This is a genomic window from Caballeronia sp. M23-90, from assembly GCF_053574605.1.
Genome location: NZ_JBSIPA010000133.1, coordinates 1 through 14358 on the forward strand (window position 1 = coordinate 1; position 14358 = coordinate 14358).

The window sequence follows — 14358 nt, forward strand, 5'->3', positions numbered from 1 at the left end:
GGGCGACAACGTGTCGATCACGGTGAAGCTGATCGCTCCGATCGCCATGGAAGAAGGTCTGCGCTTCGCTATCCGTGAAGGCGGTCGTACCGTCGGCGCCGGTGTCGTGGCCAAGGTTCTCGAGTAAGTCGAGCAACGCCAGAAATTGCTCGATAGTCTGTAGTTTTCGGGGTTAGCGAAATTGCTGACCCCAACTAGTTTAGGGGTATAGCTCAACTGGCAGAGCGTCGGTCTCCAAAACCGAAGGTTGGGGGTTCGATTCCCTCTGCCCCTGCCACAATCTTGCGTCTCCGGGCGCTGTTTAAGGTGTTATGGCGAATCCTTCCGTCGAAACTGTAAATACTTCCGGCGACAAGTTGATGTTGACCGCGGGCGTATTGTTGGTCTTGGCCGGGTTCGTAGGTTTCTTCTGGCTCAGTGGCCAGGAGTGGTACGTTCGCGGCGCCGCGCTGGCTGTCGGCTTGATCGCGGGTGTCGCGGTCGGTCTTCTCTCCGCACCGGGAAAAGGTTTTATCGCCTTTGCCAAAGATTCGTACAAAGAAGTCCGCAAGGTGGTGTGGCCGACGCGTAAGGAAGCCACGCAAACCACATTGGTGGTCTTTGCATTTGTGCTTGTCATGGCAATCTTCTTGTGGCTTAGCGATAAGTCGATCGAGTGGGTGATATTCTCGGTAATTCTGGGTTGGAGATGATATGAGCGAAGCACAGGCATCACCAGGCGGAAAACGTTGGTACGTCGTGCACGCCTACTCCGGCATGGAGAAGAGCGTGCAACGTGCGCTTCAAGAGCGTATCGACCGCGCCGGCATGCAGGATCAGTTTGGTCAAATCCTCGTCCCGACCGAAGAAGTCGTGGAAGTGAAGGGCGGTCACAAGTCTGTGACTGAGCGTCGTTTCTTTCCGGGCTATGTGCTCGTCGAGATGGAAATGACGGACGAGACGTGGCACTTGGTAAAGAACACGGCCAAGGTGACAGGTTTCGTTGGCGGGGCGCGTAATCGTCCGAGCCCGATCTCTCCGCGTGAAGTGGAAAAGATCATGTCGCAGATGCAGGAAGGCGTGGAGAAGCCGCGCCCGAAGACCCTGTTCGAAGTAGGCGAGATGGTGCGGGTCAAGGAAGGCCCGTTCACGGACTTCAACGGCAACGTCGAAGAAGTGAACTACGAAAAGTCGCGGGTTCGCGTATCGGTGACGATTTTCGGACGTTCAACGCCGGTAGAGCTTGAGTTTGGTCAGGTAGAAAAGGTTTAACAAGTACCCGTTGTTCGCCGCGCTCGAAGTGTGAACTTCGTAGCGCGGTTCGCGCTTACAGTCCGCATATGACTGTTGAGGAGCGTCAGTAGCCATTTTGGCGAGCGCGCGTTATCACTCACCGAACGCTAACGCGTTCTGCAGAGGTTTTCAACATGGCAAAGAAAATCATCGGCTTTATCAAACTGCAGATTCCTGCAGGTAAAGCCAATCCGTCACCGCCGGTTGGTCCGGCACTGGGCCAGCGCGGCCTGAACATCATGGAGTTCTGCAAGGCGTTCAACGCGCAGACTCAAGCGATGGAGCCGGGTCTGCCCGTGCCGGTGGTCATTACGGCATTCGCGGACAAGAGCTTCACGTTCATCATGAAGACGCCGCCGGCTACCGTTCTGATCAAGAAGGCTGCGGCCATCCAGAAGGGTTCGCCGAAGCCGCACGTCGACAAGGTCGGCAATATCACGCGCGCGCAAGCTGAAGAAATCGCAAAGACCAAGATGCCTGACCTTACGGCAGCAGACCTGGATGCAGCGGTTCGTACGATCGCAGGCAGCGCCCGTTCGATGGGCATCACCGTGGAGGGCGTTTAAATGGCTAAGCTTTCCAAGCGTCTCCAAGCGCTGGCTACCAAGGTAGACCGCATGAAGCTGTACCCGGTCGACGACGCTCTGTCGATTGTAAAAGAGTGCGCAAGCGCCAAGTTCGATGAATCCATCGACGTGGCTGTGCAACTCGGCATCGATGCGAAGAAGTCGGATCAGGTGGTTCGCGGTTCCGTCGTGTTGCCTGCCGGTACCGGCAAGTCGGTTCGCGTTGCTGTGTTTGCGCAAGGCGAAAAGGCTGAGCAAGCTCGTGCGGCTGGTGCAGAAGTGGTCGGCATGGAAGACCTGGCAGAACAGGTCAAGGCCGGTAACCTTAATTTCGACGTCGTGATCGCTTCGCCGGACACGATGCGCGTTGTCGGTACGCTCGGTCAGATCCTCGGCCCGCGCGGCCTGATGCCGAACCCGAAGGTCGGCACGGTAACGGCTGATGTTGCCCAGGCAGTTCGCAACGCCAAGGCTGGTCAGGTTCAGTTCCGCGTTGACAAAGGCGGGATCATCCACGCAACCATCGGCCGTGCATCGTTTGAGCCGGCGTCGTTGCGTCAGAATTTGTCGGCACTGGTGGACGCTCTGCAAAAGGCCAAGCCGGCGACCAGCAAGGGCGTGTATCTGCGCAAGATCGCATTGTCGAGCACCATGGGTGTCGGCGTGCGTGTCGATCACGCAACGCTCTCGCAGTAAAGAATCATGCAGCGGTTCACGTTGATTCGTGAACCGGTGTTAAGGGCTTTGGGCGGTTGCAAGCTGCGGTCTGGCGGGCAACCGGTTGTCAAAGACCGTTGGCGGAAGCGCAGCAATCAGGCGTGACCTTAATGTAAGCCAACGCAGATGGCGAACCCGGAACAGTTTTGGTGTGGTTGAAGTCGGTTGTCGCGTGTCGCGAGATACGCACTAGCCGGTCGAAATACTCCTGACAGGTCGGACGCCGTTGTTGAACGCGATGCGCTAAGTTGGCGCATCGAATCTGGAGGTTTAACCGTGCCACTGAACAAAGAAGACAAGCAGGCAGTTGTCGCTGAAGTCGCCGCGCAAGTCGCGAAGGCTCAGACGATGGTGCTCGCTGAGTATCGTGGAATTGCGGTTGGCGATCTGACCAAGCTGCGCGCAAAGGCTCGCGAGCAACAAGTGTATCTCCGCGTGTTGAAAAACACGTTGGCGCGTCGCGCCGTGGAAGGTACGCCGTTCGCTCCGCTGGCCGAGCAGATGACCGGTCCTCTGATCTACGGCATCTCTGAAGATGCAATTGCTGCTGCCAAGGTCGTTCACGACTTCGGCAAAACCAATGACAAGTTGATCATCAAGGCCGGTTCCTACGAAGGCAACGTGATGGACAAGGCGGCTGTGCAAGCACTCGCCAACATCCCGAGCCGCGAAGAACTGCTCTCCAAGTTGTTGTACGTCATGCAAGCTCCTGTTGCCGGCTTCGCGCGCGCTTTGGCCGCGCTTGCCGAAAAGAAGGGTGGCGGCGCAGAAGCTCCGGCTGAAGCGCAACCGGAAGCTGCTGCTTAACGTACCGCGCTTGGTTGCCTGGTTAGGCTTACAAGATCGCTGGCTGTATCCGAATTCAATTTAGGAGTATTTCAAATGGCAATCGCAAAAGATGACATCCTCGAAGCAGTAAGCTCGATGTCGGTTCTGGAACTGAACGAGCTGGTCAAGGCGTTCGAAGAGAAGTTTGGCGTGTCGGCTGCTGCCGTAGCTGTTGCTGGCCCTGCTGGTGCCGCTGCAGTTGCTGAAGAGCAAACCGAGTTCACGGTGAACCTCGTCGAAATCGGCGCGAACAAGGTGTCGGTGATTAAGGCTGTTCGCGAACTGACGGGTCTTGGCCTGAAGGAAGCGAAGGACCTGGTTGACGGTGCACCGAAGCCTGTTAAGGAATCGGTACCGAAGGCTGCTGCTGAAGAAGCGAAGAAGAAGCTGGAAGAAGCAGGCGCGAAGGCTGAAATCAAGTAAGTTCGGCTGCGCTTTGCTAAGGCTGGCGGTCTATGACCGCCGGCCTTTTTCTGCTTTGTAGGGACTAGGTTTCAAGTCGTTGGTTTCAGTAACTATGACCACGTAGAAGCCAAAGAAAATCATCGGTTGGGAAGGCTTGCCGATTCTTTTCTTTGTCTTCTGAAGCGACTGCAGAAGGCAAGTTTGGTCGGGTAGCGGGAAACATAGGCATCCGCTGCCGTCAGCCAGCGGTTGGTAGCGGCCAACCACCAAGCTTCTAGGCTCGTCGTCCCTCCCCGGGACGTATGGCGAGTCTCAGTCGGTGAACACCGGGTCGTGTCATCGAGGTATCCCGCCTCGGCAACGCCCGTAGTGATTCGGAGATCGTATGCAATATTCCTTCACCGAGAAGAAGCGTATTCGCAAGAGTTTCGCGAAACGCCCCATCGTTCACCAGGTTCCCTTTCTGCTGGCTACCCAGCTTGAATCATTCAGCACCTTTCTGCAAGAGACCACCAGCGCAACACAGCGCAAAGCGGAAGGGTTGCAAGCAGCGTTTTCGTCGGTGTTCCCAATCGTTTCGCACAACGGGTTTGCGCGTCTCGAGTTCGTAAGCTACATGCTCTCGCCGCCGGCATTCAACATCAAGGAATGTCAGCAGCGTGGTTTGACGTACTGCTCCGCCTTGCGCGCCAAGGTGCGCCTGGTGCTGCTCGACAAGGAATCGCCGAGCAAGCCGGTCGTCAAGGAAGTGAAGGAGCAAGAAGTCTACATGGGCGAAATGCCGCTCATGACGCCGACCGGTTCGTTCGTCATCAACGGCACGGAACGCGTGATCGTGTCCCAGTTGCATCGTTCGCCTGGTGTGTTCTTCGAGCACGACAAGGGCAAGACGCACAGCTCGGGCAAGCTGCTGTTCTCGGCTCGTATCATCCCTTACCGTGGTTCGTGGCTCGACTTCGAATTCGACCCGAAGGACGTGCTGTATTTCCGCGTCGACCGCCGCCGGAAAATGCCGGTGACGATCCTGCTGAAGGCTATCGGCCTGACGCCGGAACAGATCCTCGCGAACTTCTTCGTATTCGATAACTTCGCGCTGATGGGCGAAGGCGCGCAAATGGAATTCGTGCCGGAGCGTCTGCGCGGCGAAGTCGCGCGTTTCGACATCCAGGATCGCGAAGGCAACGTCATTGTCCAGAAGGACAAGCGGATCAACGCCAAGCACATTCGCGACCTCGAAGCCGCAAAGACGAAGTTCATCTCGGTGCCGGAAGACTATTTGCTCGGCCGCGTGCTGGCGAAGAACGTCGTGGACGGCGAGACGGGCGAAGTGATCGCGAACGCAAACGACGAAATCACCGAAACCGTTCTCGAAAAGCTGCGCGAGTCGAAGGTCAAGGACATCCAGACGCTCTACACGAACGATCTGGATCAGGGTCCGTATATCTCGTCGACGCTGCGTATCGACGAAACGGCCGACCGCATGGCTGCGCGTATTGCGATTTATCGCATGATGCGCCCGGGCGAACCGCCGACCGAAGAAGCCGTCGAAGCGCTGTTCAACCGGCTGTTCTATAGCGAAGACGCGTACGACCTGTCGAAGGTAGGTCGTATGAAGTTCAATCGCCGCGTGGGCCGTGACGAAATCGTTGGCCCGATGACGCTGCAGGATGAGGACATCCTCGCGACCATCAAGATTTTGGTCGAGCTGCGTAACGGCAAGGGCGAAGTCGATGACATCGATCACCTGGGCAATCGCCGTGTGCGTTGCGTCGGTGAATTGGCTGAGAACCAGTTCCGTGCGGGCCTCGTGCGCGTGGAGCGGGCTGTGAAGGAACGTCTGGGTCAGGCTGAAAGCGAAAACCTGATGCCGCACGACCTGATCAACTCGAAGCCGATCTCGTCCGCCATTCGCGAGTTCTTCGGTTCGTCGCAGTTGTCGCAGTTTATGGACCAGACGAACCCGTTGTCGGAAATTACCCACAAGCGCCGTGTATCGGCTCTTGGACCGGGCGGTTTGACGCGTGAACGCGCAGGCTTTGAAGTTCGCGACGTGCACCCGACTCACTACGGCCGCGTGTGCCCGATCGAAACGCCGGAAGGTCCGAACATCGGCCTGATCAACTCGCTCGCGCTGTACGCGCACTTGAACGAATACGGTTTCCTCGAGACGCCGTATCGGAAAGTGGTGGACGGCAAGGTGACCGATCAGATCGATTACCTCTCGGCGATCGAAGAAGGCCGTTACGTGATCGCTCAGGCGAACGCGTCGCTGGGCGAAGGCGGCACGCTGACCGACGAGCTGGTTTCGTCGCGTGAAGCGGGCGAAACGCTGATGGTCACGCCGGACCGCATCCAGTACATGGACGTGGCGCCGTCGCAGATCGTGTCAGTGGCTGCTTCGCTGATTCCGTTCCTTGAACACGATGACGCGAACCGCGCATTGATGGGCTCGAACATGCAACGGCAGGCGGTTCCTTGCCTGCGTCCTGAAAAGGCCGTGGTTGGTACGGGTATCGAACGTACGGTGGCGGTCGACTCGGGTACGACCGTTCAGGCGTTCCGCGGCGGTCTCGTGGATTACGTCGATGCCGGCCGTATCGTGATTCGCGTGAACGACGACGAAGCAGTTGCCGGCGAAGTCGGTGTCGACATCTACAACCTGATCAAGTACACGCGTTCGAACCAGAACACGAACATCAACCAGCGTCCGATCGTGAAGGTCGGCGACAAGGTTGGCCGTGGCGACGTGGTGGCTGACGGTGCATCGACCGATCTGGGCGAGCTCGCGCTTGGCCAGAACATGCTCGTCGCGTTCATGCCGTGGAACGGCTACAACTTCGAAGATTCGATCCTGATCTCGGAGAAGGTCGTTGCCGAAGACCGTTACACGTCGATCCACATCGAAGAACTGAATGTGGTTGCACGCGACACGAAGCTCGGACCGGAAGAAATCACGCGCGACATCTCGAACCTGGCTGAAGTGCAACTCGGTCGTCTCGATGAGTCGGGCATTGTGTACATCGGCGCTGAAGTCGAAGCGGGCGACGTGCTGGTCGGCAAGGTCACGCCGAAGGGCGAGACCCAACTGACGCCGGAAGAAAAGCTGCTGCGCGCAATCTTCGGTGAGAAGGCGTCGGACGTGAAGGATACGTCGCTGCGCGTGCCGTCTGGCATGAGCGGAACGGTGATCGACGTGCAAGTGTTCACGCGCGAAGGCATCACACGTGACAAGCGTGCACAACAGATCATCGATGACGAACTGAAGCGTTATCGCCTGGACTTGAACGACCAGTTGCGCATTGTGGAAGGCGACGCTTTCTCGCGTCTCGCCCGTATGCTCAACGGCAAGATCGCGAATGGCGGCCCGAAAAAGCTGGCGAAGGGCACGGCGATCGACCTGCCGTACCTGGAAGATCTGGATCACTACCACTGGTTCGACATCCGTCTGGCCGACGAAGAAGCTGCTGCGCAACTGGAAGCCATCAAGGATTCCATCGAACAGAAGCGTCACCAGTTCGACCTGGCGTTCGAAGAGAAGCGCAAGAAGCTGACGCAAGGCGACGAACTGCCGCCGGGCGTGCTGAAAATGGTCAAGGTGTACCTGGCTGTTAAGCGTCGTCTGCAACCGGGCGACAAGATGGCCGGCCGTCACGGTAACAAGGGTGTGGTGTCGAAGATCGTGCCGATCGAAGACATGCCGTACATGGCCGATGGCCGTCCGGCCGACGTCGTGCTGAACCCGCTGGGCGTGCCTTCACGGATGAACGTGGGTCAGATTCTCGAAGTGCATCTGGGCTGGGCCGCGAAGGGTCTGGGATGGCGTATCGGTGAAATGCTGCAGCGTCAGACCAAGATCGAAGAACTGCGTGCGTTCCTGACGAAGATCTACAACGAGTCGGGCCGCCAGGAAGAGCTGGAAAACTTCACCGACGACGAAATCGTCGAATTGGCGAAGAACCTGCGCGAAGGCGTTCCTTTTGCAACGCCGGTGTTCGACGGCGCGACGGAAGGCGAAATGGAACGTGCGCTGGATCTGGCGTTCCCGGACGACATCGCGAAGCAGCTCGGCATGACGAAGTCGAAGAATCAGGTGCAGTTGAGCGACGGCCGCACGGGTGAACCGTTCGAACGGACGGTCACGGTGGGCTACATGCACTACCTGAAACTGCATCACCTGGTCGACGACAAGATGCACGCCCGTTCGACCGGACCGTACTCGCTCGTCACGCAGCAGCCGCTGGGTGGTAAGGCGCAGTTCGGCGGCCAGCGTTTCGGTGAGATGGAAGTGTGGGCGCTCGAAGCATATGGCGCTTCGTACGTGCTGCAAGAAATGCTGACTGTCAAGTCGGATGACGTGGCGGGTCGTACCAAGGTGTATGAGAACCTGGTCAAGGGTGACCACGTGATCGATGCCGGCATGCCTGAGTCGTTCAATGTGTTGGTGAAGGAAATCCGGTCGCTCGGTATCGACATCGACCTGGACCGGAACTAATCGGACTACTGGAGAGACGCAATGAAAGCTCTGCTCGATCTATTCAAGCAAGTCCAACAACCTGAAGTATTCGACGCGATCAAGATCGGTCTGGCCTCGCCGGACAAGATTCGCTCGTGGTCCTTCGGCGAAGTGAAGAAGCCTGAAACCATCAACTACCGGACCTTCAAGCCGGAACGCGATGGTCTGTTCTGCGCCAAGATCTTTGGCCCGATCAAGGACTACGAGTGCCTGTGCGGCAAGTACAAGCGCCTGAAGCACCGTGGCGTGATCTGCGAAAAGTGCGGCGTCGAAGTGACGCTCGCCAAGGTGCGTCGCGAACGGATGGGCCACATTGAACTGGCCTCGCCGGTTGCGCACATCTGGTTCTTGAAGTCGTTGCCGTCGCGTCTGGGCATGGTGCTCGACATGACGCTGCGCGACATCGAACGCGTGCTGTATTTCGAAGCGTACGTGGTGATCGAACCGGGCATGACGCCGCTGAAAGCGCGGCAGATCATGACGGAAGAGGATTACTACAACAAGGTTGAAGAATACGGCGACGAATTCCGTGCCGAGATGGGCGCGGAAGGCGTGCGTGAACTGCTGCGCGCAATCAACATCGACGAACAGGTCGAAGTGCTGCGCACCGAACTCAAGAACACGGGTTCGGAAGCGAAGATCAAGAAGTACGCGAAGCGCCTGAAAGTGCTCGAGGCATTCCAGCGTTCGGGCATCAAGCCGGACTGGATGGTGCTGGAAGTGCTGCCGGTGCTGCCGCCGGAACTGCGTCCGCTCGTGCCGCTCGACGGTGGCCGTTTCGCTACGTCGGACCTGAACGACTTGTATCGCCGCGTGATCAACCGTAACAACCGGTTGAAACGTCTGCTCGAATTGAAGGCGCCTGAGATCATCGTCCGCAACGAAAAGCGGATGCTGCAGGAAGCCGTCGATTCGCTGCTCGACAATGGTCGTCGCGGTAAGGCAATGACCGGCGCGAACAAGCGTCCGCTGAAGTCGCTCGCTGACATGATCAAGGGTAAGGGCGGTCGTTTCCGTCAGAACTTGCTCGGTAAGCGCGTTGACTATTCGGGCCGTTCGGTGATCGTGGTGGGTCCGACGCTCAAGCTGCATCAGTGCGGATTGCCGAAGCTGATGGCGCTTGAACTGTTCAAGCCTTTCATCTTCAACAAGCTGGAAGTGATGGGTGTTGCTACCACCATCAAGGCCGCGAAGAAGGAAGTCGAGAACCAGACAGCCGTGGTGTGGGACATTCTCGAAGAAGTCATTCGTGAACATCCGGTCATGCTGAACCGTGCGCCTACGCTTCACCGTCTCGGCATTCAGGCTTTCGAGCCGGTGCTGATCGAAGGTAAGGCTATCCAGTTGCATCCGCTCGTGTGCGCGGCGTTCAACGCCGACTTCGACGGTGACCAGATGGCCGTTCACGTGCCGCTGTCTCTGGAAGCGCAGATGGAAGCGCGCACGCTGATGCTGGCGTCGAACAACGTCCTGTTCCCGGCCAACGGCGATCCGTCGATCGTACCGTCGCAGGATATCGTGCTGGGTCTTTACTACGCATCGCGTGAAGCGGTGAATGGCAAGGGCGAAGGCATGACGTTTACCGGCGTGTCGGAAGCGATTCGCGCGTACGAAAACAAGGAAGTCGAGCTGGCGTCGCGGGTGAATGTCCGGATTACGGAAAACATTCACAACCCGGACCAAAGCGAAGGCGCACCGAAGTTCGTGCCGAAGATCACGCTGTACGCAACCACCGTTGGCCGTTCCATCCTGTCGGAGATCCTGCCGCCAGGACTGCCGTTCTCGGTGCTGAACCGTCCGCTGAAGAAGAAGGAAATTTCGCGCCTGATCAACACGGCATTCCGCAAGTGCGGTCTGCGCGAAACGGTGATCTTCGCCGACCAGTTGATGCAGATGGGTTTCCGTCTGGCTACGCGCGCCGGTATTTCGATTTGCGTCGACGACATGCTCGTGCCGCCGCAAAAAGAACAGATCGTCGGCGATGCAGCCAAGAAGGTGAAGGAATACGACCGTCAGTACATGTCGGGTCTCGTCACCTCGCAAGAGCGCTACAACAACGTCGTCGACATCTGGTCGGCAACGTCGGAAGCGGTCGGCAAGGCGATGATGGAGCAGTTGGCTACGGAACCCGTGGTCGACCGCGACGGTAATCAAACGAAGCAGGAATCGTTCAACTCGATCTACATGATGGCCGATTCGGGCGCGCGTGGATCGGCAGTTCAGATTCGTCAGCTGGCTGGTATGCGTGGCCTGATGGCGAAGCCGGACGGCTCGATCATCGAGACGCCTATCACGGCGAACTTCCGTGAAGGCCTGAACGTGTTGCAGTACTTCATCTCGACGCACGGTGCACGTAAAGGCCTGGCCGATACGGCGTTGAAGACGGCGAACTCGGGTTACCTGACGCGTCGTCTCGTTGACGTGACGCAGGATCTGGTCGTGGTCGAAGACGATTGCGGCACGACGAACGGCGTGGCCATGAAGGCGCTGGTTGAAGGTGGTGAAGTCGTCGAAGCCTTGCGTGACCGGATTCTGGGTCGCGTGGCGGTGGCTGACGTCGTCAACCCGGAAACGCAGGAAACGCTGTTTGAATCGGGTTCGTTGCTGGACGAAGATGCGGTCGACGAAATCGAACGCCTGGGTATCGACGAAGTGCGCGTGCGCACACCGTTGACCTGCGAAACGCGTTACGGCCTGTGCGCTTCGTGCTACGGCCGCGACCTGGGTCGTGGCTCGCGCGTGAACGTCGGCGAAGCGGTTGGTGTGATCGCTGCGCAGTCGATCGGCGAACCGGGCACGCAGTTGACCATGCGTACGTTCCACATCGGTGGCGCGGCGTCGCGTGCGGCGATCGCTTCGTCGGTGGAAGCCAAGTCGAACGGTACGGTGCGTTTCACGGCAACAATGCGTTACGTCACGAATGCGAAGGGCGAGCAGATCGTCATCTCGCGTTCGGGCGAGGCGATCATTGCCGACGACCTCGGTCGTGAGCGTGAACGTCACAAAATCCCGTACGGCGCAACGCTGCTGCAACTCGACGGCGTCCAGATCAAGGCCGGTGCACAACTGGCTCAATGGGATCCGTTGACCCGTCCGATCATCACCGAGTGGGGCGGTACGGTGAAGTTCGAAAACGTCGAAGAAGGCGTGACGGTAGCCAAGCAGATCGACGATGTGACGGGGCTTTCAACGCTCGTCGTGATCGACGTGAAGCGTCGTGGTTCGCAGGCGTCTAAGAGTGTTCGTCCGCAAGTGAAGCTGCTCGATGCACAAGGCGAAGAAGTCAAGATCCCGAACACCGAGCATTCGGTGCAGATCGGCTTCCAGGTTGGCGCACTGATCACCGTGAAGGATGGTCAGCAAGTGCAGGTCGGTGAAGTGCTGGCACGTATCCCGGTTGAAGCGCAGAAGACGCGTGACATTACCGGTGGTCTGCCGCGCGTGGCCGAGTTGTTCGAAGCGCGCTCGCCGAAGGACGCCGGCATTCTGGCGGAAGTCACGGGTACGACGTCGTTCGGTAAGGACACGAAGGGCAAGCAGCGTCTCGTCATTACCGACGTGGAAGGGGAACAGCATGAGTTCCTGATCACGAAGGAAAAGCAGGTGCTGGTGCATGATGGTCAGGTCGTCAACAAGGGCGAAATGATCGTCGACGGCCCGGCGGATCCGCACGACATCTTGCGTTTGCAGGGTATCGAGGCGCTGGCGCGTTACATCGTGGACGAAGTGCAGGACGTGTACCGTCTGCAGGGCGTGAAGATCAACGACAAGCACATTGAAGTGATCGTGCGTCAGATGTTGCGTCGTGTGCAGATCGTCGACAACGGCGATACGCGTTTCATCATGGGCGAACAAGTCGAGCGTTCGGACATGCTGGACGAGAACGACCGGATGGCCGCGGAAGGCAAGATCCCCGCGACCTACGAGAACGTGCTGCTGGGTATTACGAAGGCATCGCTCTCGACCGATTCGTTCATCTCGGCCGCTTCCTTCCAGGAAACGACGCGCGTGCTGACCGAAGCCGCAATCATGGGCAAGCGCGACGATCTGCGCGGTCTGAAGGAAAACGTGATCGTCGGCCGTCTGATTCCGGCCGGTACGGGTCTCGCGTTCCACAAGGCACGCAAGAGCCGCGAGCTGTCGGATCGTCAACGTTTCGACCAGATCGCAGCGGAAGAATCGTTCGAGTTCGGTACGCCCGAAGCAGCACCGGTCGTACCTGCTGAACAGCAGCATCCGGCGGAATAAGTTCTGGAGGTCGGCCCGCAACAGGCCTGATTTTCAACGACTGATCTGCTAGCACAAGAAGCCGCCCGGTTTTTACCGGGCGGCTTTTTTTTGCTCTATCGAATGGCTAACGTTGAGCCGATGCCCGTTTAAGCACGCTCTGCGTTGGTAAAATCGGGTTACTCACGCTTCCGACGCATTCCGTCTTCCCAATGTCCCGTTCGCTCGAAATTCTCAAGGAAGTATTTGGCTATCCCGCATTCCGGGGGCAGCAAGGCGATATCGTCGAGCATGTGGCTGCCGGCGGGGATTCGCTCGTGCTCATGCCAACCGGCGGCGGGAAGTCGTTGTGTTACCAGATACCCGCTTTGTTGAGGCGCGAGGCGGGATTCGGCGCGGGGATTGTCGTGTCACCGCTGATCGCGTTGATGCAGGATCAGGTTGCCGCTCTCAGCGAAGTCGGCGTGCGCGCTGCTTGCCTGAACTCCACGCTGACCGGCGCTGAAGCCGCGGCTACTGAGCGCGCCCTGCGTAACGGCGAGATCGACCTGCTATACGTCGCGCCGGAACGTTTGATGACGCCACGTTTTCTCGAATTGATCGAGAGCGTGCGCATCGGTTTGTTTGCCATCGACGAAGCGCATTGCGTGTCGCAATGGGGCCACGATTTTCGCCCTGAATACATTCAGTTGTCGGTGCTGCACGAGCGCTTTCCATCGGTGCCCCGGATTGCACTGACGGCCACTGCCGACGCCATTACGCGCGATGAAATCGTGCATCGACTCGCTCTGGATGACGCAAGGATTTTCGTCTCGAGCTTCGACCGGCCGAACATCCGATACCGCATCGTGGAGAAGGACAACGCGCGTGCGCAGCTGCTCGATTTCATCCGCGCGGAGCACACCAATCCCGACAAAACCACGGACGCCGGCGTGATCTACTGTCTGTCGCGGCGAAAGGTGGAAGAAACCGCGGACTGGCTGAAAAGCCAGGGCGTACGAGCGCTGCCTTACCACGCGGGCATGGAGTACGAAACACGTCAGCGACACCAGGAAATGTTCAAGCGCGAAGAGGGCATCGTGATGTGCGCGACGATTGCTTTCGGCATGGGTATCGACAAACCTGATGTGCGTTTCGTCGCGCATCTGGATTTGCCAAAGAGCGTGGAGGGCTATTACCAGGAAACCGGCCGTGCGGGCCGCGACGGCATGCCGGCGAATGCGTGGATGGCCTACGGTCTTGGCGATGTTGTCCAGCAGCGCAAGATGATCGACGAATCAGACGCCGACGATACCCACAAGCGCGTGCAGGGCGGCAAGCTCGACGCGCTGCTAGGACTGTGCGAAGCGGCGTCATGCCGGCGCGTGCGCTTGCTCGGCTATTTCGGCGAAGCCAGCCAGCCTTGCGGAAACTGCGATACGTGCCTCGAGCCGCCCGAATCGTGGAACGCGACACGCGAGGCGCAGATGGCGCTGTCCTGTGTGTATCGGGCGTACAAGGCCAGTGGGTTTCACTTTGGCGCAGGACATCTGATCGATATTCTGCGTGGCAGCCGTTCGGAGAAGTTGCTCCAGCGCGGTCACGAAAAACTTTCTACGTTCGGACTCGGCGCCGCGCTATCAGAACAGGAATGGCGCGCTGTTTTTCGTCAGTTGGTCGCGTTTGGCTACCTCGCCGTAGACCACGATGGTTTCGGCGCCCTCGTCCTCACCGAGGCGAGTAAAGCCGTGTTGAAGGGCGAGCAGGACGTTACGCTGCGCAAATATGTAAAGCCGACGCGCACCCGCCAGTCTTCCAGCCGGACGGGCGAGCGCGCCGATCCGACCGCCA

10 protein-coding genes and 1 tRNA gene are annotated in these 14358 nt (G+C 58.5%); all 11 read left to right on the plus strand.

Going from position 1 to position 14358, the window contains the following annotated elements; all coding sequences use genetic code 11:
- Positions 1-127, plus strand: a 127-nt coding sequence (locus tag ACRXB1_RS15265) for an EF-Tu C-terminal domain-related protein (RefSeq protein ID WP_449492456.1), incomplete at its 5' end; no start/stop codon positions are given.
- 74 nt (positions 128-201) lie between these two features.
- A tRNA-Trp gene (locus tag ACRXB1_RS15270) sits at positions 202-277 on the plus strand.
- Between the two features lie 34 nt (positions 278-311).
- The gene (gene secE, locus ACRXB1_RS15275) at positions 312-692 is read left to right on the plus strand and encodes a preprotein translocase subunit SecE (RefSeq protein WP_056355385.1); all 381 of its coding nucleotides are present in this window, start codon (positions 312-314) and stop codon (positions 690-692) included.
- Position 693: 1 nt separating this feature from the next.
- Positions 694-1251 (plus strand): transcription termination/antitermination protein NusG, encoded by a 558-nt coding sequence (nusG, locus tag ACRXB1_RS15280; RefSeq protein ID WP_062000499.1) that lies wholly within the window; start codon positions 694-696, stop codon positions 1249-1251.
- 155 nt (positions 1252-1406) lie between these two features.
- Positions 1407-1838: a 50S ribosomal protein L11 gene (gene rplK / locus ACRXB1_RS15285; RefSeq protein ID WP_056355388.1), complete on the plus strand. Its 432-nt coding sequence runs from the start codon at positions 1407-1409 to the stop codon at positions 1836-1838.
- Positions 1839-2534, plus strand: coding sequence for a 50S ribosomal protein L1 (rplA, locus tag ACRXB1_RS15290; RefSeq protein WP_062000498.1), 696 nt, complete (start codon positions 1839-1841; stop codon positions 2532-2534). It begins immediately after the preceding gene.
- Positions 2535-2831: 297 nt separating this feature from the next.
- Entirely contained in the window at positions 2832-3362 is a 531-nt protein-coding gene (rplJ, locus tag ACRXB1_RS15295) for a 50S ribosomal protein L10 (protein WP_062000497.1), read from the plus strand.
- Between the two features lie 75 nt (positions 3363-3437).
- Positions 3438-3806 (plus strand): 50S ribosomal protein L7/L12, encoded by a 369-nt coding sequence (gene rplL, locus ACRXB1_RS15300; protein ID WP_062000496.1) that lies wholly within the window; start codon positions 3438-3440, stop codon positions 3804-3806.
- Positions 3807-4173: 367 nt separating this feature from the next.
- Positions 4174-8280 (plus strand): DNA-directed RNA polymerase subunit beta, encoded by a 4107-nt coding sequence (gene rpoB, locus ACRXB1_RS15305; RefSeq protein ID WP_062000495.1) that lies wholly within the window; start codon positions 4174-4176, stop codon positions 8278-8280.
- A 21-nt stretch (positions 8281-8301) separates the two neighbouring features.
- Complete coding sequence (gene rpoC / locus ACRXB1_RS15310; RefSeq protein ID WP_062000494.1) at positions 8302-12549, plus strand: DNA-directed RNA polymerase subunit beta'; 4248 nt, start codon at positions 8302-8304, stop codon at positions 12547-12549.
- A 191-nt stretch (positions 12550-12740) separates the two neighbouring features.
- Positions 12741-14358: DNA helicase RecQ (recQ, locus tag ACRXB1_RS15315; RefSeq protein ID WP_449492455.1), on the plus strand; the 1618-nt coding region annotated here is incomplete at its 3' end.

Excerpts from the sequence above, each read along its gene's own strand:
- rplL (WP_062000496.1), top strand. The coding sequence starts at position 3,438 with ATGGCAATCGCAAAAGATGACATCCTCGAAGCAGTAAGCTCGATGTCG.
- rpoC (WP_062000494.1), top strand. The coding sequence starts at position 8,302 with ATGAAAGCTCTGCTCGATCTATTCAAGCAAGTCCAACAACCTGAAGTA.
- rpoB (WP_062000495.1), top strand. The coding sequence starts at position 4,174 with ATGCAATATTCCTTCACCGAGAAGAAGCGTATTCGCAAGAGTTTCGCG.
- rplK (WP_056355388.1), top strand. The coding sequence starts at position 1,407 with ATGGCAAAGAAAATCATCGGCTTTATCAAACTGCAGATTCCTGCAGGT.
- nusG (WP_062000499.1), top strand. The coding sequence starts at position 694 with ATGAGCGAAGCACAGGCATCACCAGGCGGAAAACGTTGGTACGTCGTG.
- rplA (WP_062000498.1), top strand. The coding sequence starts at position 1,839 with ATGGCTAAGCTTTCCAAGCGTCTCCAAGCGCTGGCTACCAAGGTAGAC.
- secE (WP_056355385.1), top strand. The coding sequence starts at position 312 with ATGGCGAATCCTTCCGTCGAAACTGTAAATACTTCCGGCGACAAGTTG.